At 63.3% G+C, this 19650-nt stretch carries 19 protein-coding genes; 4 read left to right on the forward strand and 15 right to left on the reverse strand.

Annotated features, from left to right (window positions below; genetic code table 11):
• Nucleotides 1-5: 5 nt before the first annotated feature.
• The 10 genes from GWQ44_RS14190 to hutC form a co-directional block, all read right to left on the reverse strand.
• Complete coding sequence (locus GWQ44_RS14190; protein WP_016968650.1) at nt 6-1418, reverse strand: amino acid permease; 1413 nt, start codon at nt 1416-1418, stop codon at nt 6-8.
• Nucleotides 1419-1574: 156 nt separating this feature from the next.
• Complete coding sequence (hutH, locus tag GWQ44_RS14195; RefSeq protein ID WP_016968649.1) at nt 1575-3113, reverse strand: histidine ammonia-lyase; 1539 nt, start codon at nt 3111-3113, stop codon at nt 1575-1577.
• A 116-nt stretch (nt 3114-3229) separates the two neighbouring features.
• Nucleotides 3230-4753, reverse strand: a complete 1524-nt coding sequence (gene hutH, locus GWQ44_RS14200; RefSeq protein ID WP_275927594.1) for a histidine ammonia-lyase — start codon at nt 4751-4753, stop codon at nt 3230-3232.
• A gap of 69 nt (nt 4754-4822) precedes the next feature.
• Nucleotides 4823-5653, reverse strand: coding sequence for a glycine betaine/L-proline ABC transporter ATP-binding protein (locus tag GWQ44_RS14205; protein WP_275927595.1), 831 nt, complete (start codon nt 5651-5653; stop codon nt 4823-4825).
• Nucleotides 5650-6501, reverse strand: coding sequence for a proline/glycine betaine ABC transporter permease (locus tag GWQ44_RS14210; protein WP_016968647.1), 852 nt, complete (start codon nt 6499-6501; stop codon nt 5650-5652). Before GWQ44_RS14210 ends, GWQ44_RS14205 begins: the two co-directional genes overlap by 4 nt.
• A gap of 72 nt (nt 6502-6573) precedes the next feature.
• Nucleotides 6574-7539, reverse strand: a complete 966-nt coding sequence (locus GWQ44_RS14215) for an ABC transporter substrate-binding protein (RefSeq protein WP_275927596.1) — start codon at nt 7537-7539, stop codon at nt 6574-6576.
• 75 nt (nt 7540-7614) lie between these two features.
• Nucleotides 7615-9084 carry a cytosine permease gene (locus GWQ44_RS14220; protein ID WP_275927597.1) on the reverse strand — a complete coding sequence of 490 codons (1470 nt, stop codon included), beginning with the start codon at nt 9082-9084 and terminating at the stop codon, nt 7615-7617.
• 145 nt (nt 9085-9229) lie between these two features.
• On the reverse strand, nt 9230-10912 hold the full coding sequence (gene hutU, locus GWQ44_RS14225) for a urocanate hydratase (protein WP_047301154.1): 1683 nt from the start codon (nt 10910-10912) through the stop codon (nt 9230-9232).
• 417 nt (nt 10913-11329) lie between these two features.
• Nucleotides 11330-11902 (reverse strand): HutD family protein, encoded by a 573-nt coding sequence (locus tag GWQ44_RS14230; protein WP_275927598.1) that lies wholly within the window; start codon nt 11900-11902, stop codon nt 11330-11332.
• Nucleotides 11899-12648 carry a histidine utilization repressor gene (gene hutC, locus GWQ44_RS14235; protein ID WP_016968643.1) on the reverse strand — a complete coding sequence of 250 codons (750 nt, stop codon included), beginning with the start codon at nt 12646-12648 and terminating at the stop codon, nt 11899-11901. Before hutC ends, GWQ44_RS14230 begins: the two co-directional genes overlap by 4 nt.
• 107 nt (nt 12649-12755) lie before the next feature.
• Between hutC and GWQ44_RS14240 the strand changes: the two genes are divergently transcribed.
• Entirely contained in the window at nt 12756-14120 is a 1365-nt protein-coding gene (locus GWQ44_RS14240) for a formimidoylglutamate deiminase (protein ID WP_275927599.1), read from the forward strand.
• A 77-nt stretch (nt 14121-14197) separates the two neighbouring features.
• Here the strand turns inward: GWQ44_RS14240 and GWQ44_RS14245 are convergent, their stop codons facing one another.
• From GWQ44_RS14245 to GWQ44_RS14255, 3 genes are all read right to left on the reverse strand, one after another.
• Nucleotides 14198-14767, reverse strand: a complete 570-nt coding sequence (locus GWQ44_RS14245; protein ID WP_016968641.1) for a lipocalin family protein — start codon at nt 14765-14767, stop codon at nt 14198-14200.
• A 33-nt stretch (nt 14768-14800) separates the two neighbouring features.
• Entirely contained in the window at nt 14801-15055 is a 255-nt protein-coding gene (locus GWQ44_RS14250) for a hypothetical protein (protein ID WP_011058771.1), read from the reverse strand.
• A 95-nt stretch (nt 15056-15150) separates the two neighbouring features.
• On the reverse strand, nt 15151-15333 hold the full coding sequence (locus tag GWQ44_RS14255; protein WP_016968640.1) for a hypothetical protein: 183 nt from the start codon (nt 15331-15333) through the stop codon (nt 15151-15153).
• 3 nt (nt 15334-15336) lie between these two features.
• Here GWQ44_RS14255 and GWQ44_RS14260 point away from each other — a divergent pair, with 3 nt between their 5' ends.
• From GWQ44_RS14260 to GWQ44_RS14270, 3 genes are all read left to right on the forward strand, one after another.
• Entirely contained in the window at nt 15337-17229 is a 1893-nt protein-coding gene (locus GWQ44_RS14260) for a methyl-accepting chemotaxis protein (RefSeq protein ID WP_275927600.1), read from the forward strand.
• A gap of 168 nt (nt 17230-17397) precedes the next feature.
• On the forward strand, nt 17398-17670 hold the full coding sequence (locus GWQ44_RS14265) for a type II toxin-antitoxin system Phd/YefM family antitoxin (RefSeq protein WP_110722658.1): 273 nt from the start codon (nt 17398-17400) through the stop codon (nt 17668-17670).
• Nucleotides 17667-17999, forward strand: coding sequence for a type II toxin-antitoxin system RelE/ParE family toxin (locus GWQ44_RS14270; protein ID WP_275927601.1), 333 nt, complete (start codon nt 17667-17669; stop codon nt 17997-17999). Before GWQ44_RS14265 ends, GWQ44_RS14270 begins: the two co-directional genes overlap by 4 nt.
• A gap of 13 nt (nt 18000-18012) precedes the next feature.
• Here the strand turns inward: GWQ44_RS14270 and GWQ44_RS14275 are convergent, their stop codons facing one another.
• Entirely contained in the window at nt 18013-18615 is a 603-nt protein-coding gene (locus GWQ44_RS14275; protein WP_179598605.1) for a DUF924 family protein, read from the reverse strand.
• A gap of 3 nt (nt 18616-18618) precedes the next feature.
• The gene (locus GWQ44_RS14280; protein WP_016968637.1) at nt 18619-19629 is read right to left on the reverse strand and encodes a class 1 fructose-bisphosphatase; all 1011 of its coding nucleotides are present in this window, start codon (nt 19627-19629) and stop codon (nt 18619-18621) included.
• Between the last annotated feature and the right edge of the window lie 21 nt (nt 19630-19650).

Below are 19650 nucleotides of genomic sequence, written 5' to 3' on the forward strand. Positions count from 1 at the left end.
CTCCGTTAATGATCAGTAGGTAAAGAAGAATCGGCGCGGATCTGCTGAGCCTGCCCCGCCGCCGGCTTGACCCACAACAGATAGGCCACCACCAGCAGAACGATCCACACCACGCCCACCATCAGCGCCGCTTGAGTTTTCGGGAAGTAGCCCAGCACGCCAAAGATGAACAGCATGAAGGCGATCGCCGCCGCCGGCGCCCAAGGCCAGAACGGCACCTTGAACTGCAACCGGGCCACTTGCTCGGCGGTCATGGAGCGACGCATGGCCACATGGGTCAGCAGAATCATCAGCCACACCCAGACCGTGGCGAAGGTGGCCAGGGAGGCGATCAGCAGGAAGATGTTTTCCGGGATCAGGTAGTTCAGCACCACGCCGCCCAACAGCGTTACGGCCATCACCACCACAGTCATCCACGGCACCCCGGCCTTGGAAATCTGGGCAAAGCCCTTGGGTGCCTGCCCTTGCTGGGCCAGGCCGTACATCATGCGCCCGGCACCGAAGATGTCGCTGTTGATCGCCGACACCGCCGCCGAAATCACCACGATATTGAGGATGGTGGCCGCCGAGCTGATGCCCAGGCTGTCGAAGATCTGCACGAACGGGCTGCCCTGGGTGCCAATCTGCGGCCAGGGGAAAATCGACATCAGCACGAACAGGGTCAGTACGTAGAACAGCAGGATGCGCAGCGGCACCGCGTTGATCGCCTTGGGAATGACCCGCTGCGGGTCCTTGGCCTCGCCGGCGGTGACGCCGATGATCTCGATGCCGCCAAAGGCGAACATCACCACCGCAAAGGAGGCGATCACCCCGCCAATGCCGTTGGGCATGAAGCCGCCATGGGTCCAGAGGTTGCTGGCGCCGGTGGCCTGCTCGGTGAGCGCGCTGCCAACGCCGAACAGCATGATGCCGAAGCCGCCGAGGATCATGGCGATGATCGCCCCGACCTTGAGCAGCGACAGCCAGAACTCCATCTCGCCGAAGACCTTGACGCTGCAAAGGTTCAACCCGCCAATGAGCAGGACGATGCCCAGCACCCAGATCCAGCGCGCCACCTCGGGAAACCAGAAGCCCATATAGATGCCGAAGGCCGTGACATCCGCCAGGCAGACAATCAGCATCTCGAACGCATAGGTCCAGCCCAGGATAAAGCCCGGCAAGGGCCCCAGGTACTGACTGGCGTACTGCCCGAAGGAGCCGGACACCGGGTTGTGCACCGCCATCTCCCCCAGGGCGCGCATCACCATGAACACGGCCGCGCCACCAATCAGGTAGGCCAGCAGCACCGCCGGGCCGGCCATCTGGATGGCGGAGGCCGAGCCGTAGAACAATCCGGTGCCAATGGCCGACCCCAGGGCCATGAAGCGAATGTGGCGAGCAGTCAGCCCCCGACGTAATCCTGTTTCTTGCGATTGCATGTCATCGTCCCTTTTATTGTTATCGGACAAGTGCACCCCACGCCGGAGCGCGGGGCGACATAAGCGGACGCTCCGCGCCCGTCTTGCAGGTAAAGCGAACCCACTCGGGCCACCGCTCTCGGCCGAGCGCGGAGTGATCGGGTGGCCCGGCGTGCATTACAGGCTCGGCAACAACTGGGCTGGCAGCAGCCCATTCAGGCAGCGCGAAGCCAACAACTCGCTGGCCGCGTTGATATCCGGTGCAAAGAAACGGTCCTTCTCGTAGTACGCCACCTTCTCGCGCAGGATGGCGCGGGCTTTTTCCAGGGTTGGCGAGGTTTTCAGGCCTTCGCGCAGGTCCAGGCCCTGACAGGCCGCCAGCCATTCCACGGCCAGCACACCGCGGGTGTTCTCGGCCATTTCCCACAGGCGCTTGCCGGCGGCCGGGGCCATGGACACGTGGTCTTCCTGGTTGGCGGAAGTGGGAATGCTATCCACCGAGTGCGGGTGGGCCAGGGCCTTGTTCTCGCTGGCCAGGGCCGCAGCGGTGACCTGGGCGATCATGAAGCCGGAGTTGACCCCGCCATTGGCCACCAGGAACGGCGGCAGCTGGGACATGTGCTTGTCCATCATCAGCGAGATACGACGCTCGCTCAGGGACGCGATCTCGGCAATCGCCAGGGCCATGTTGTCGGCCGCCATGGCCACGGGCTCGGCGTGGAAGTTGCCACCGGAAATCACATCGCCTTCGGCGGCGAACACCAGCGGGTTATCGGACACCGCGTTGGCTTCGATCACCAGCACTTCGGCGGCCTGGCGGAACTGGGTCAGGCAGGCGCCCATCACTTGCGGCTGGCAACGCAGGGAGTACGGGTCCTGGACCTTGTCGCAGTTCTGGTGCGAGGCGGACACCTCGGTGCTCTCGCCGAGCAAGGCGCGATAGGCCGCGGCGGTATCGATCTGCCCGCGCTGACCACGCGCGGCGTGAATCCGTGGGTCGAACGGCGAGCGCGAACCCAGCACCGCTTCCACCGTCAGGCCGCCGCACACCAGGGCACCGGCGAACAGATCTTCACCTTCGAACAGCCCGCGCAAGGCGAACGCGGTGGACACCTGGGTGCCGTTGAGCAGCGCCAGGCCTTCCTTGGCGGCCAGGGTCAGCGGCTTGAGGCCGGCGATTTCCAGGGCCGCGGTCGCTTCCAGCCATTGGCCCTTGTAGCGCGCCTTGCCCTCGCCCAGCAGCACCAGGGACATGTGGGCCAGAGGCGCCAGGTCGCCGGAAGCGCCCACCGAGCCCTTGAGCGGGATATGCGGATAGACCTCGGCGTTGATCAGGGCGATCAGGGCATCGATCACTTGGCGACGGATGCCGGAGAAGCCGCGGCTCAGGCTGTTGACCTTGAGCACCATGATCAGGCGCACCAGATCGTCGCTGATCGGCTCGCCCACGCCAGCGGCATGGGACAGCACCAGGGAGCGCTGGAGGTTTTCCAGATCGGCGCTGGCGATGCGGGTCGAGGCCAGCAGGCCGAAACCGGTGTTGATACCGTAGGCGGTGCGGTTCTCGGCGAGGATCTGCTCGACACAAGCGACGCTGGCATCGATCTGCGCGGAGGCGCTGTCGTCCAGGGTCAGGGTCAGCGGCTGCTGATAGATGGCCCGCAGTTGGGCCAGGGTCAGTTGGCCGGGAATCAGGTTAAGCGCAGTCACATTCATGCTCCTTTTGAGAGTTTTGTAATAACTACCAGTCGCTCCGGAAGCTTCCGTTATCCGTCGTCATTCGCGGTTTTGCGCGAGTGACGCCTTGGCACGCTGGTGATGGAAAAAACGGTTCATTGCACCTTGGAAAAACGTTTGTGCAGCAGCTCCGGGTCCTTGAGCAGGGCCGCAGCGCTGGCAATGTCCGGCGCCAGCCAGCGGTCCTGGTCATAGGCCGGGACCCGCTCGCGCAACAGGCACCAGGCGATACCGGTGCCGGTGCCGAAGCGCTGCGCCTTGAGAAACTCGAAAGCCTGGGCCGCCAGCAGGTACTCGATGGCGAGGATCTGGGTGCAGTTCTCCAGCACCTGATGCAGCTTCAGGGCGGCATTGGTACCCAGGCTCAGGTGGTCTTCCTGCAAGCCCGAGGTCACGTAGTTGTCCAGCACTGCCGGCTGGGCCAGCTGACGGTTCTGCGCACACAGCGAGGCGGCCACGTACTGCACGATCATCATTCCGGAGTTGACCCCAGGCTCGCTGACCAGAAACGCCGGCAAGCCACTGACATGGGGGTTGATCAGGCGGTCCAGGCGCCGCTCGGCGATCGAGCCGATCTCGGCCATGGCGATCGCCAGCAGATCCGCCGCCAGGGCCACCGACTGGCCATGGGGATTGGCCTGGGACACCACCCGGTAGTGGTCCGGGGTGCCCAGCAGCAACGGGTTGTCGGTGGCGCCATTGAGCTCGATTTCCACCTGCCGGACGGCGTGGGCCAGTTGATCCCGGGCAGCGCCATGCACCTGGGGAATGGAACGGATGCTCAAGGCGTCCTGGGTGCGGATGCCCCGGCTGCTGGCGATCACTTCGCTGCCGTCGAGCAAGGCCCTCAAATTGCTGCCCACCACCTGCATGCCGGGGTGCGCCTTGAGGGCAATGATCTGCGCATCGAAGGCGTCGATCTGGCCGCGCTGGGCCTCGAAACTCATGGCGCCGATCACGTCGGCCCACTGCAACAGGCGACTGGCGTCGGCCAGGGCCAGACAGCTGAGGCCGGTCATGCACGGCGTGCCGTTGACCAGGCACAGGCCGTCCTTGGCCCCCAGTTGCACCGGCTGCAGCCCTTCCTCGGCCAGGGCCTGTTCGGCGCTGACAATACGACCGCGATAGCTGACCTGACCGACGCCGAGCAAGGCGATGCCAATGTGCGCCATATGGGTCAGATAACCCACCGAACCCTGGGATGGCACCTGTGGAGTGATGCCGCGATTGAGCAGGTTCAGCAGCGCCTGGACCACCTGGCGGTGGATGCCGGATTTGCCGTGGCTGTAGTTGATGATGGCGGCGCAGAGGATCGCTCGGGTCTGCTCATCGGCCAAGGCCGGGCCCACGCCGCAGGCATGGCTGAGCAAGGTGTTGCGCGACAGCTGGCTGAGTTGCTCACCAGCCAGCAGCACATTGCACAAGGCGCCCAGGCCCGTGCTGATGCCATAGGCGCGCTCGCCGCTGTCCACCACCTGGCGCACGATGGCCTGGGCATTGTCGATACGCGCCCAGGCCTGGGCCGACAGCTCAAGCTGCGCGCCATGACGGGCGACGGCGACAACATCCTGCCAACCCAGGGGGGCGTCGGCGATAACGATTTTTTCAGCCTGGGACATCGGGGACCTCTTCTTGCAAACCTTGGGTTGTCTGCCGCTTTGCCGGACCTTTGGCCGGCAAGCCGGCTCCTACACGGTGGCGGCGCGGCGCTGGACAAAACGATCGACGTATTCATCCGCCGGCGAATGCAGGATCTCTTTCGGCGTACCCACCTGGATCAGGCGGCCGTCCTTGAGGATCGCGATGCGGTTGCCGATGCGCACCGCCTCGTCCAGATCGTGGGTAATGAAGACGATGGTCTTGTGCAGGGTCTTCTGCAGCTCCAGCAACTGGTCCTGCATCTCGGCGCGGATCAGCGGGTCCAGGGCGCTGAAGGCTTCATCCATGAGGATGATGTCGGTGTCCGCGGCCAGGGCCCGGGCCAGGCCGACCCGTTGGCGCATGCCGCCGGACAGCTGGTGCGGGTACTTCTTCTCGTAGCCCTTGAGGCCCACGGTGTTGATCCAGTGCAGGGCCCGTTCGGCACACAGCGCCTTGCTCTCGCCACGCACCTTGAGGCCATAGGCGACGTTGTCCTGCACGTTGCGGTGGGGCAGCAGGCCGAAGCTCTGGAACACCATGCTGATCTTGTGCCGGCGGAATTGGCGCAGGGCTTCCATGTCGTATTGCAGGATGTCTTCGCCGTCCACCAGGATCGCCCCGCTGGTGGGGTCGATCAGACGGTTGAAGTGGCGCACCAGGGTCGACTTGCCGGAACCGGACAACCCCATGATGACGAAGATCTCACCGGTGCCGATGCTCAGCGACAGGTCATTGACCCCCACCACGCAACCGGTCTGGGCCAGTACCTGATCCTTGCTCTGGCCCTTGCGGATCATCGCCAGGGCGTCAGAGGGGCGGTTGCCGAATATCTTGAAGACGTTCCTGACTTCGATCTTGCTCACGGCAGCACTGCTCATTTGCTCACCTCATGACGTGGACGACCGTAGGCCTGGGTAATGCGGTCGATCACCACCGCCAGAATCACGATCGCCAGTCCCGCTTCCAGGCCACGCCCGACGTTGAGGGTCTGGATCCCCACCAGCACATCCTCGCCCAGGCCACGGGCCCCGATCATCGAGGCGATCACCACCATCGACAGGGCCATCATGGTGGTCTGGTTGATCCCGGCCATGATGCTCGGCAGGGCCAGGGGCAGTTGCACGCCGAACAGCTGCTGCCAGCGGTTGGCGCCAAAGGCATTGATCGCTTCCATGACTTCACCGTCCACCTGGCGGATCCCCAGGTCGGTGAGGCGGATCAGCGGCGGCGCGGCGTAGATCACCGTGGCGAAGATCGCCGGCACCTTGCCCAGGCCGAACAGCATCAGCACCGGGATCAGGTACACGAAGCTGGGCATGGTCTGCATGATGTCCAGCAGCGGCATCAGTACCGAACGCAAGCGGTTGCTACGGGCCGAAAGGATCCCCAGGGGGATGCCGATCAGTACCGAGATCAGCGTGGCCACCAGCATCAGGGCCAGGGTCTGCATCAGCTTGTCCCACAGGCCGACGGCGCCCACCAGGAACAGCAGGCCGACGATCACCGCCGTGGTCAGCAGCTTGCGGGTCGCATGCCAGGCGATGCCGCCGACAATCGCCAGCATCAGCCACCAGGGCGCCAGCCGCAGCAGGCCTTCAAGGTTGACGATGGCCCACAGCAGGGTGTCGGAAATGTGCCGGAACACATCGCCGTAGTTGGTCACCAGGGCGTCGACCCAGCCGTTGACCCAGTCGGCGATGGAAAAAGTGAAACGGTCTGGAAACATAAGAAACTCTCGATCAAAGGAGGTTGTGGTCCGGCTTCCGGCGGTGCTTGCGAACCGCCGGAAAGGCTCGACCTACAAGGCCGCGTCGATTTTCCTGGCCGCGTCTTCGCTGACCCATGGGTGCCAGACTTCAGGATGTTCCTTGAGAAAGAGTTTCGCCAGTTTCGGCGACTCGATGCGTTCGCGGGTCATGCGCGCCAGGTTCTGGTTGAGCAGGTCGATGGGCAGGTTGGCCTTTTCCAGCACCGCCACCAGTTCCGGGGCCTCGTCGTGGAAGGTCTTGGACAGGCCGACCTTGATGCTCACGCTCTTGTCGACGCCGGGTTTCTCCTCCAGCTTGACCAGGTCCACCTGGCCCATGAGCGGGGTTGGCGACCAGTAGTAGAAGAGGATAGGTTCGCCCCGCTTGTAGCTCGACAGCACCGCCGCATCCAGGGCCGGGCCGGTGCCGGGACGGAAGTTGGTGTAGCTGCTTTCCAGGCCGTAGCTCTTGAGCATCTCGCTGTTGTCCAGCTCACAGGTCCAACCGGCCGGGCAGTTGTAGAAGCGGCCCTTGCTCGGTTCTTCCGGGTCTTTGAACAGGCTGGCGTACTGGCCCAGATCGGCGATGTTTTTCAGGTTCGGCGCCTTGGCTTCGAGCTTGCGCTTGGCGTCGCCCTCGATCACATAGCGCGGCACGTACCAGCCTTCGACGGCTCCCACCACCGGCGCGCCAACACCCACCACCTTGCCGGCCTTTTCGGCCTTGTTCCACACCTCGCTGCGGCCCACCCACTCTTCGGCGAAGACCTGGATGTCATTGCTGCCCAGGGCGTTCTCCATGGTGATGGAGTTGCCCGGCAGGCTGTCGGTCTTGCAGTCGTAGCCCTTCTCCAGGACGAACTGCAGAACATCAGTGAGCAACATGCCGCTTTCCCAGTTCAGGCCGGCGAACTTCACCGCTTTGCCCGACTCGCACCAGCCGGCCGCCTGGGCGCCGGAAGCGGCCGCAAGGCCCATGGACAGCAACGTGGTCAGCAGGGTCTTATGCATTTTCATTGTGTGACGCTCCTAATCGTGAGTTGGCTTACGGCAGTTAAGAGGCATCCAGCCCTGTCCACGTCCCATCAAGACTCACACCGCTGTAGCGCGGCCGGTCCCACTCAGTTGTTGTTCGATCGGCGCAACCTGCTCTTGCGGCAGGATCAGGTGCTCGGGCACCGCGCCATGCCACTTCTTCGCGCAGACGTAGTACAACGCCGCCGGCACCACCAGGCCGATGATCCAGGAGATGTCGGTGTCGCCCAGACTGGCCACCAGGGGGCCGGTGTAGAAGTGGGTGGAGATGAACGGCATCTGGACCAGCACGCCGAACACATAAATGCTGATGCCCATGACATTCCAGCGACCGTAGCGATCGTCCGGGTTGGACAGTGCCGGGATGTCATAGCGCTCTTTGGTGATGCAGTAGAAATCCACCAGGTTGATCGCGCTCCAGGGCGTGAAGAACGCCAGCAGGAACAGGATGAAGGACTTGAATGCGCCGAGGAACGAGTGCTGGCCCAGCAGCGCGATCAGGGTCGCGGCACCGACGATCAGCAACACGAAGACCAGCCGCTGCAAGCGCGTCACTTTCAGCTCGCCGCGAAAGCCGCTGATGATGGTGGCGATGCACATGAAGCTGCCGTAGGAGTTCAGCGTGGAGATGGTCACCTTGCCAAAGGCGATGCTGAAGTAGAGCAACGCGGCAATCGCGCCACTGCCGCCCAGGCCGACGATGTAGGCCACTTCACGACCGGCGAACTGGCCCTGGGACAGGGCCGCGGCGAACACCCCGAGCACCATCGCCACCTGGGCACCGATCACCGAGCCTGCGCCCGCGGCGAAGAAGGTCTTCAATGGCGACGTCTTGCTCGGCAGGTAGCGCGAATAGTCGGCCACATAAGGACCGAAAGCGATCTGCCAGGACGCGGCCAGCGACACGGCCAGGAGGAAACTGCTCCAGCTGAAGTGCCGAATGGCCAGCAAGGCGCTGACATCGGTCTGCCCCAGCAGGCGACTGAACAGGTAGAAGAAGGCGACCACACCGATCACGCTGGCGACCCGGCCAATGTAGTGAATCACCCGATAGCCAAGCACCGTGACCAGCACAATGACGCTGGCGAACATCAGGATGCCGAGACTGTCGCTGACGCCGAACATCTGGCCCAGCGCCTGACCGGAAAGCACCGTGCCGGTTGCGGTGAACCCCAGGTACATCAGGCACACCAGCACCATCGGGATGGCCGCGCCATAGACCCCGAACTGCACCCGACTGGAAATCATCTGCGGCAGGCCGAGCCTCGGTCCTTGCGCCGCATGCAGGGCCATCACCCCGCCGCCCAGCAGTTGGCCGATCAGCAGACCGATCAACGACCAGAACACATCGCCGCCCAGCACCACCGCCAGCGCGCCGGTGACGATCGCCGTGATCTGCAGGTTGGCACCCAGCCACAGGGTGAACTGGCTCAAGAGACGACCGTGTCTTTCCGCTTCCGGGATGTAGTCGATCGAACGCCTTTCGATCAACGGTTTGTTGCTTGCACGATCATTCGCTAAGGCCATGGACGTCAAACCTCTATGGGCACTGCAGACGATTTCCACTGTAGGAGCGAGCTGGCTCGCGAGGCGGTGCAACTGATGCACCGCGGTGCTTGCTTGGCCAGCAAGCCGGCTCCTACAGGGAGGGTGGAGTGAACCGATGTTGCGGTTACTTGCCGGTGATCATCGGCAGGTTCAAGCCCTGTTCCTTGGCGCAGTCGATGGCGATCTGGTAGCCGGCGTCGGCGTGACGCATGACCCCGGTGGCCGGATCGTTGTGCAGCACCCGGGCAATCCGCTCGGCTGCTTCATCGGTGCCGTCACAGACGATCACCATCCCCGAATGCTGGGAGAAGCCCATGCCGACACCGCCGCCGTGGTGCAGGGAAACCCAGGTCGCACCGCTGGCGGTGTTCAACAGGGCGTTGAGCAGCGGCCAGTCGGACACGGCGTCGGAGCCGTCCTGCATGGATTCGGTTTCACGGTTCGGGCTGGCCACGGAACCGGAGTCCAGGTGGTCGCGACCGATGACGATCGGCGCCGACAGCTCGCCGCTGCGCACCATTTCGTTGAACGCCAGGCCGAGCTTGGCGCGCTGGCCCAGGCCGACCCAGCAGATCCGTGCCGGCAGGCCCTGGAAGCTGATGCGCTCGCGGGCCATGTCCAGCCAGTTGTGCAGGTGGGCGTCGTCGGGGATCAGTTCCTTGACCTTGGCGTCGGTCTTGTAGATGTCCTGCGGGTCACCGGACAGCGCCGCCCAACGGAATGGACCGACGCCACGGCAGAACAGCGGACGGATGTAAGCCGGAACGAAACCCGGGAAGTCGAACGCGTTTTCCACGCCTTCTTCCTGGGCCATCTGGCGGATGTTGTTGCCGTAGTCGAAGGTCGGGACGCCCATTTTCTGGAAGGCCAGCATGGCTTTGACGTGTTCGGCCATGGACTGCTTGGCGGCCTTGATCACGGCGGCGGGCTCGGTCTTGGCGCGGTCGCGGTACTGCTCCCAGGTCCAGCCTTTGGGCAGGTAGCCGTTGAGTGGGTCGTGGGCGCTGGTCTGGTCGGTGACCATGTCCGGACGCACGCCACGGCGTACCAGTTCCGGCAGGATTTCCGCTGCGTTGCCGCACAGGGCGATAGAGATCGCGCGGCCTTCGGCGGTGTACTTCTTGATACGTGCCAGGGCGTCGTCCAGGTCGGTGGCCTGCTCGTCGACGTAGCGGGTCTTGAGGCGGAAGTCGATGCTGGTCTGCTGGCACTCGATGTTCAGCGAGCAGGCCCCGGCCAGGGTCGCGGCCAGCGGTTGAGCGCCGCCCATGCCACCCAGACCGGCGGTCAGGACCCAGCGGCCCTTGAGGTTGGAGTCGTAATGCTGGCGACCGGCTTCGACGAAGGTTTCATAAGTGCCCTGGACGATGCCCTGGCTGCCGATGTAGATCCAGCTGCCGGCGGTCATCTGGCCGTACATGGCCAGGCCCTTGGCATCCAGCTCGTTGAAATGTTCCCAGCTGGCCCAGTGCGGCACCAGGTTGGAGTTGGCGATCAGCACCCGCGGCGCGTTGCTGTGGGTCTTGAACACGCCCACCGGCTTGCCGGACTGCACCAGCAGGGTTTCGTCGTCATTGAGCTGGGTCAGGGCGTCGACGATCTTGTCGTAGCACTCCCAGTTGCGCGCGGCACGGCCAATGCCACCGTAGACCACCAGTTCCTTGGGGTTTTCGGCCACTTCCGGGTCGAGGTTGTTCATCAGCATGCGCAGCGGCGCTTCGGTCAGCCAGCTCTTGGCGGTCAGCTTGTTGCCACGTGCGGCGCGGATTTCGACGTTGCGGAATTTAGTGGGTTTGCTATCAGTCACGGAAAAACTCCTCGGCGATGAGTCCAAGGTGCGAAGAGGATTCCATCGACTCTTACGCACACATATTTACTTGTACATACAAGCATATGCAATCAAGCGGCCAACTTGTATGAAACTTCACTGAAAAGCCTGGGGATAAAACTGCAACCCTTGTGGAACAAGGCTTTCAAAGGAGGGAGATTTTTCGAGAAGGGGATTTTGCTCAGCCGCGAGGCTGTTACCAAACAACGGTTTCGCGCTGTTCTGGGGCGTTCGGTAACAAATGGGTGCGCGGGAGACAGCGCCCGGGCCGGGAAAGATGCACGGCACGAACCTGCGCCGCGGACCAGCATCCGGGGGCAAGCGAAGGGCGGATATAAGGAAGGAAAACCTGCAGCCGTCGCCGTCCGTGTCCCGGCCAGCGACGGCCCATGGGAATCAGCGGGCGCTGAGCTCGATGACGCAGCAGCGTCCGTCGGTGGCGATCTCCAGCACTCCGGCATTGCCATCCAGACGCAGGCAATCGTAACGACCCAGGGCCTGCAACGGGGTGCTGCCCGTGTCGACCCAGGCTTGCTCGGCGGCACTGAACACCAGCACGGTGTGGGCCTGGGTAAAGAAGCGCTGCTGACCATCGAACCACTGCAAACGAGCGGCATAACGCTCAGGGCAGTAGATCAGGTTGAAGTCGCGGATCGCCCCGTCCAGCAGCGTGCAGCTCACCTGGCTGGCGCCACTGAAGGCGAAGGGGTCCAGCGCCAGCAGGGGCCGCGCAGCCTGACCATCCACCGTCAGTTGCATGCCCGCGCCTTGCAGCACGGTGATGATCCGCTGATAACCGGCAAAGCTGGAGAAGCCGCCGGACTCGCCAATATCGGCAATCGACAGGCGCCAGCCGAAACCTTCCAGGCCAGTGCCGGCGTCACGGGTGATTTCTTCGGTGCTGCCGCCGCCGTTCTTCCAGGGCATGCGCGGGTAGTCGGCGGCGCGTAACAGGGTGGGCTGGATCATTTGTGAAAGCGTCCTTCCAGGCGATGACGGGAACCGGGGTGGATCAACCGGGCGGCGGTCACCGGCTGACGCCCGGACCAGGTACGCCGGCGAATCAGCAGGCACGGCTCGCCGCGTTCGATCTGCAGCAGCCGGCACTCCTCGGGCTCGGCGAGGATCGCCTCGACCACATGCTCGCCCTCGGTCAGCGGCGCCACCTGGGACAGATAGGCGTAAGGGGTTTGCAGGGTGAAGTCCTGCTTGAGGTACTCCGGCGCCACCAGGGCGTTGACGAAACGGTCCTCGATCTGCACCGGGATATCGTTCTCGAAATGCACGATCAGCGAGTGGAAGACCTTCTGCCCTTCACGCATGTCCAGGGCCAGGGCGCGCTCGGAACCGGCGGCCTCTTCGCCCAGGGTGATGACCTGGCAGGTGTGGCGATGACCGCGGGAGGCGATCTCGTCGGCAATGTTGTGCACTTCGAACAGGGCCGACTGGCTCTTGGGCTCGGCGACGAAAGTCCCCACGCCCTGCATGCGCACCAGCATGCCTTCGGCGGTCATCTCGCGCAGCGCGCGGTTGATGGTCATGCGGCTGAAACCCAGCTGGTTGACCAGCTCGCTTTCCGAGGGAACCCGGTAGTGCGGCGGCCAGTTTCCGCTCTCGATCTGCTGGGTGATCATCTGTTTGACGCGGGCATACAAGGGCGCCGGACTATCGCCCAGATGGGCAGCCAGCGGCGATTTGGCAGGCGGAGTCGGCACAGGAAATCCTTGTTGAGCAAAAAAGGTGACTAGCTTGCCGGAGTTTACCGGGCAGGCAAACGTCTGTATATGTATATACAAATAACACACGATAGGGTGCTTGAACCATGTCCGCCTTCTTCGCCGAACGCGCGCTGCTGCCTGATGGATGGGCCAATCATGTACGTCTTGAAGTCAGCCCCGATGGCCTGTTGACACAGATCCAGGCCAACGCCAGCGCCGAAGGTGCACAACGGCTCAAGGGCCCGCTGCTACCCGGCATGCCCAACCTGCACTCCCACGCGTTCCAGCGAGCCATGGCCGGGCTGGCGGAAGTGGCCGGCAACCCCAACGACAGCTTCTGGACCTGGCGCGACCTGATGTACCGCCTGGTAGGCAAGATCAGCCCCAACCAGTTGCAGATCATCGCTCGCCAGCTGTACATCGAAATGCTCAAGGCCGGCTACACCTCGGTGGCCGAATTCCATTACGTGCACCACGACAGCGACGGCCAGCCCTACGCCGACCCCGCCGAGCTGTCCCGACGCATCAGCCAGGCGGCCGCCAGCAGCGGCATCGGCCTGACCCTGCTGCCCGTGCTGTACAGCCATTCCGGCTTTGGCGGCCAGGCGCCGAATGACGGCCAGCGCCGTTTCATCAACAGCACGGAACACTACCTGCAACTGCAACAGCGCCTGCAACCGGTGCTGGCGCAACAGGCCAACCAGCAACTGGGCCTGTGCTTTCACTCATTGCGCGCGGTCACGCCCCAGCAGATCAGCGAAGTGCTGGCCGCCAGCGACCGCCAGTGCCCGGTGCATATCCACATCGCCGAGCAGCAGAAGGAAGTGGACGACTGCCTGGCCTGGAGCGGACGCCGTCCCCTGCAATGGTTGTACGAAAACGTCGCGGTGGATCAACGCTGGTGCCTGGTCCACGCCACTCACGCCAACCCGGAAGAAGTCAGCCTCATGGCCAACAGCCGGGCCATTGCCGGCCTGTGCCTGACCACCGAAGCCAACCTGGGCGACGGCATCTTCCCGGCGGTGGACTTCCTCGCCCAAGGCGGACGCCTGGGCATCGGCTCCGACAGCCATGTGTCTTTGAGTGTGGTGGAAGAACTGCGCTGGCTGGAGTACGGCCAACGCCTGCGGGACCAGCGCCGCAACCGTCTGTACCGCGCGGACCAGCCCATGGTCGGCCGCACTTTGTACGATGCCGCGCTGGATGGCGGCGCCCAGGCGCTGGGGCAACACATTGGCACCCTGGCCGTGGGCAAGCGCGCCGACTGGCTGGTGCTGGATGGCAACGACCCTTACCTGGCCACGGCCGATGGCGACGGGATTCTCAACCGCTGGCTGTTCGCCGGCGGCGACCGTCAGGTGCGGGATGTGATGGTGGGCGGGCAATGGGTGGTGCGTGACGGGCATCACGCCGCCGAAGAAGACAGCAACCGGGCCTTCACCCAGGTTCTGCGCGACCTGCTCAACTGACCCATAGGCACAGGAGCCGGCTTGCCGGCGAAAGCGTCCATGCGAGCGCCTTCGCCGGCAAGCCGGCTCCTACAGGTCTACTTCGAAGTCTTGGCCATGGCCGAGTCCGACACCCGCCAGATCAAACGCGTGGTGTCATAGCCCTGCTGACGCGCCTTGCTCAGCAACTCTTCACGCACCGTTTCGTTGACTTCCGGCGTGCGCGACAGCAACCACAGGTAGCGCCGGTTCGGGTTGCCGACAATCGCGGTCTTGTAGTCATCGCTGACATACAGCACCCAGTAGTCGCCCTTGGTCGCTCCCGGCAGCAGCCGCGAGAACCAGTTATCGAACTCGACCCACAGCTTGTCGGTCTTGCCCGGCACCTGAGGCGTGGCGGTACCACGGGCCTCTTCCCACTTCCACTCCGGGGTCAGGCAGCGATTGAGCACTGCCACGTTGCCCTCGGGCAACAGGGTGTAACGCGCCTCGGATTGCGCACAGTTACGCTGGAAATACATCGGCAGCCGCGCCAGCTCGTACCAGGTCCCCTGGTAACGCTTGAGATCGACGTGGTTGACGGTCTTGGGCGCCAGCGAATCGTCCCGGGACGTGGCGCAGCCGGCCAAGAGCAGGCCGACCAGAAGAGTGAAAACAAAACGCATCATTATTTTTCTCCCGTGGGCCCAAGGCCCCGGTTCTTACTTCAGGCCTTGCCCGGAAAACATCAGAACCTTGTCACCGGCATACTGCACGCTGATAAAGCTGTTCTTGTCGCCCCAGGTGCAACTGGACATACCCAGCGCGCCCGAACAGTCGGTCGGTTTACCCAGGAGTTGTTCGACCTCGGCCTTGGGCATGCCCGCCGAGAGTTTGGAATAGTTTTCCTGATTGACCTTGCTGCACGCGGCCAGCAGCACGCAGAAGGACAACAGAGCGAGAGAACGCAGGGACATGGTGAACTCCTGGACGAAGGGGGGAAGGCCTGTCAGCCAACCAGAAGCTTAGAAGAGAAAACCCCCTTCTGGTTCCCCGCGCGGCCGGGTATTTCTTACCCGGCGAGCAAGGCATTTTCCCGGTAAATCAAGCACCTCTTCGGACCGCCCTGCAGTTCGTCGGTTTTCCCCGCCCGGCCCTCATCTTCCTTGATGGCCAGTCGACATAACTGCAGCGCAAAGCCTTCCACTGTGGCAAATTGACGCCCCTCGTTGACCAGCCCATCGCGGTAGTTCACTTAATGACCAGAAATATGAAATTCAGCCACAAGATCCTGCTCGCCGCCGCCCTTGTGGTGGCCGTCGCGTTCGCCTGTTTTATTCTGTTCAACGACTACCGACAGCGCGAAGCCCTGCGCAACAGCACCGAGTCAACCATGCAGGAACTGGGCAGCCTGACCACCAGCAATATCCAGACCTGGCTGGAAAGCCGCATCCAGCTCCTGCAGTCCCTGGCCCAGCAGATCGCCGTGGACGGCAGTGGCGCCGAAAGCCTGAAACGCAGCGTCGGCCTGCCCGCCTATACCAGCAACTTCCAGCTCAGCTACTTCGGCGGCCAGGACGGCGTGATGTTCTCGGTGCCGGCCGGCAATCGCGCCGCCGACTACGACCCCCGCGCCCGCGGCTGGTACAAGGCGGCCACCGGCGCACAACGGACCATCGTCACCGAACCCTACATCGCCGCGTCGTCCGGCAAGCTGGTGATCACCGTGGCCACCCCGGTGCAGCATCAGAACCAGATGATCGGCGTGGCCGGCGCCGACATCGATCTGTCGAGCATCAGCGCCATCATCAACTCGCTGAACTTCGGCGGTCATGGCCAGGCCTTCATCGTCAGCGCCGACGGCAAGATCCTCATTCACCCCGACAGCAAGCTGGTGCTCAAGAGTCTCGCCGAGGCCTATCCCGCGGGTGCCCCGAGCATCAGCCCCGGCCTGAAGGAAGTGCAGCTCAATGGCAAGACCCAGCTGATCTCCTTCACCCACGTCAACGGCGTGCCTTCGGCCGACTGGTACGTGGCCCTGGTGCTGGACAAGGACACCGCCTTCGCCGTACTCAGCGAGTTTCGCACCTCGGCAATCATCGCCATGCTGATCGCGGTGGTGATCATCATCAGCCTGCTGGGCATGCTGATCCGCATGCTGATGCAGCCGCTGCACGTGATGGGCCGGGCCATGCACGACATCGCCGAAGGCGAAGGCGACCTGACCAAGCGCCTGGTGATCCATGGCCACGACGAGTTCGGCACCCTGGGGCTGTCGTTCAACCGTTTCGTCGAGCGCATCCACAGCTCGATCCGCGAAGTGTCCTCGGCCACCGGCCAGGTCAACGAAGTGGCCCTGCGCGTGGTCGCCGCCTCCAACTCGTCGATGTTCAACTCCGACCAACAGGCTTCGCGCACCAGCAGCGTGGCCGCAGCCATCAACCAGCTGGGCGCCGCCGCCCAGGAAATCGCCCAGAACGCCGCCCTCGCCTCGCAGCACTCCAGCGAGGCCCGCAGCCTGGCGCAAGACGGCCAGCAAGTGGTGGACCAGACCATCGCCGCCATGCACCAGCTGTCGGCCAAGATCAGCAGCTCCTGCGACAACATCGAGACCCTCAACAGCAACACGGTGAACATCGGGCAGATCCTCGAAGTCATCACCAGCATTTCTCAGCAGACCAACCTGCTGGCGCTCAACGCCGCCATTGAAGCGGCCCGCGCCGGCGAGGCCGGGCGCGGCTTCGCGGTGGTGGCGGACGAAGTGCGCAACCTGGCCCACCGCACCCAGGATTCGGCGCAGCAAGTGCAGAAGATGATCGAAGAACTGCAGGTCGGTGCCCGTGAAGCGGTGGGCACCATGACCGAGAGCCAGCGCGAGAGCGAAAGCAGCGTGGGCATTGCCAACCAGGCCGGCGAGCGCCTGGGCAGCGTGACCCAGCGCATCGGCGAGATCGACGGCATGAACCAGTCGGTGGCCACCGCCACCGAGGAGCAGACCGCGGTGGTGGAGTCGATCAATGTCGACATCACCGAGATCAACACCCTGAATCAAGAAGGGGTGGAAAACCTGCAAGCCACCCTGCGCGCCTGCGCCGACCTGGAACAACAGGCCAAGCGCCTGCAGCACCTGGTGGGCAGCTTCCGCATCTGAGGAGCAGCTTCGCCGGCAAGCCGCCTCCTACCAGTATTCGTAGGAGCCGGCTTGCCGGCGAAATCATTCGATTGCGGACATCCGGCAATACAGTCGCTGGTCTGCACGCCCCCAACAGAACTGGATTAAGACTAAACTCAGGCCTGCCTTTCCAGTCGAGCCCGCCCCATGAAGCTTTCATCCCAGGTCAAGCCCATCAGTTACCTGAAAAGCCACACCGCCGAGATCGTCAAGCAACTGACGGAAAGCCGCGAGCCTCTGGTTATTACCCAGAATGGCGAAGCCAAGCTGGTGGTTATGGATGTACAGAGCTTTGAGGAACAGGAAGCGACCCTGGCCATGTTGAAACTTCTGGCCTTGGGCAACCGGGAGATTGAAGCCGGCCAGTTCCGTGATGCAGAACAGGTGTTTGCCGACCTGGAGCGGGACGACCCGCAATGAGATTCAAGGTGGTCATTCTGCATTCGGCAGAACATGACCTGAAAGAACTCAGACACTACCTGATCAGTCGATTCTCTCCCCAAGCCTGGCACAGCACCTTCCAGCACTTGAAATCCACCGTGGCTCAACTGGCGACCTCGCCCTACGCTGGCGTGATACCTGACGAAATTCAGCAGCTCAATCTGCGCCACTATCGCCAGGTACTTTGCGGCATTAACCGGGTGATCTACGAAGTGCGGGAGAACACCGTCTTTATCCACATCATTGCCGATACACGCAAAGACCTGCAGTCGTTGCTGATGAAGCGCCTGTTGCGAGCGGACAGGTAATGCTTGCCGGCCGTCAGAAACGCGAACCAGGCTCGCGCAGGAAAGCCAGCTCTTCGGCAGTGGATTCACGGCCGAGAATGGCATTGCGATGGGGAAAGCGCCCGAAGCGGGCAATGACTTTCTGGTGCCGTTCGGCGTAGTCCAGCTGATCGGCGAACACCGGGCGGTCGTCCTCGGGCTGTTCGTCATGCAGGGCGGCAAAGCGCGAAACCCCTTCGTTCTGCACCGCCAGGTGCTCGCAATGCTCGAACACCAGGTAGATGAAACTGCGCTGCATGGCCGACAGGCGCCGGTCAAAATCCGCCGCGATGCCTTGCGCCACCAGGGCCTGGGCCCGGGCATCGCCGGAAAAGGCCTTGGGCGTATCGCGGTGGATCATGCGCGGTAACTGATCGAGCAACAGCACCAGGGCCAGCCAACCGTGGGGACTTTGCGTCCACTCGGTCAATCCGCCGGCCAGTGCCTGCTCCGTCAGGTCGCCAAAGCGCTGGCGCGCTTCGAGGTCCTGGCTGTCGCGCTTGCCAAACCACAACCGGCCCTTGGCAGCGACCATCTCTGCCGGCTTTTCGGCTGAACCGAACCACCAATCAAGCAGAGGCTGCCAAGGCGCGGCCATGTCTTACTCCTTGTGGTAGCCCGTCACGCGAGCCACTTCTTCTTTCGAACCGAGGAACACCGCCACGCGCTGGTGCAGGCCTTCAGGCTGAATGTCGAGGATGCGCTGGTGACCGTCGGTGGAAGCACCACCGGCCTGCTCGATGAGGAAGGACATCGGGTTGGCTTCGTACATCAGGCGCAGTTTGCCCGGCTTCTCCGGCTCGCGGCTGTCGCGTGGGTACATGAACAGACCGCCACGGGTCAGAATACGGTGCACGTCGGCGACCATGGCCGCGACCCAGCGCATGTTGTAGTTCTTTTTCAGCGGACCGGTGTCGCCGGCCAGCAGCTCACTCACGTAGCGCTTGACCGGGGCTTCCCAGTGACGCTCGTTGGACATGTTGATGGCAAATTCCTGGGTGGACTCCGGAATCTGGATGTCTTCGTGGGTCAGGACGAAGCTGCCCATTTCACGGTCCAGGGTGAAGCCCTTGACGCCGTGGCCCAGGGTCAGGATCAGCATGGTCTGCGGACCGTAGATGGCGTAACCGGCAGCGACCTGCTGGGTGCCCGGCTGCAGGAAGGCCTTTTCATTCAAGGCTTCGTTCTGGCTCAGGTACTCGTTCGGGCAGCGCAGCACCGAGAAGATGGTGCCGACCGGCGCGTTGATATCGATGTTCGACGAACCGTCCAGCGGGTCGAATACCAGCAGGTAGGCGCCTTTCGGGTATTTGCCCGGGATCTGGTAGGCATTGTCCATTTCCTCGGACGCCATGCCGGCCAGGTGACCGCCCCATTCGTTGGCTTCCAGGAGAATCTCGTTGGAGATCACATCGAGCTTCTTCTGCACTTCGCCCTGCACGTTTTCCGTGCCCATGCTGCCCAGGACACCGCCCAGGGCGCCTTTGGACACGGCGTGGCTGATCTCCTTGCAAGCACGCGCCACCACTTCGATCAGGAAGCGCAGATCGGCAGGAGTATTGTTGCTGCGGGTCTGCTCAATCAAATAGCGACTCAGGGTAACGCGGGACATGGACGGCTCCGGAGGAATGGG

Source organism: Pseudomonas sp. 3MA1, from assembly GCF_029237275.1.
GTDB lineage: Bacteria > Pseudomonadota > Gammaproteobacteria > Pseudomonadales > Pseudomonadaceae > Aquipseudomonas > Aquipseudomonas fluorescens_AP.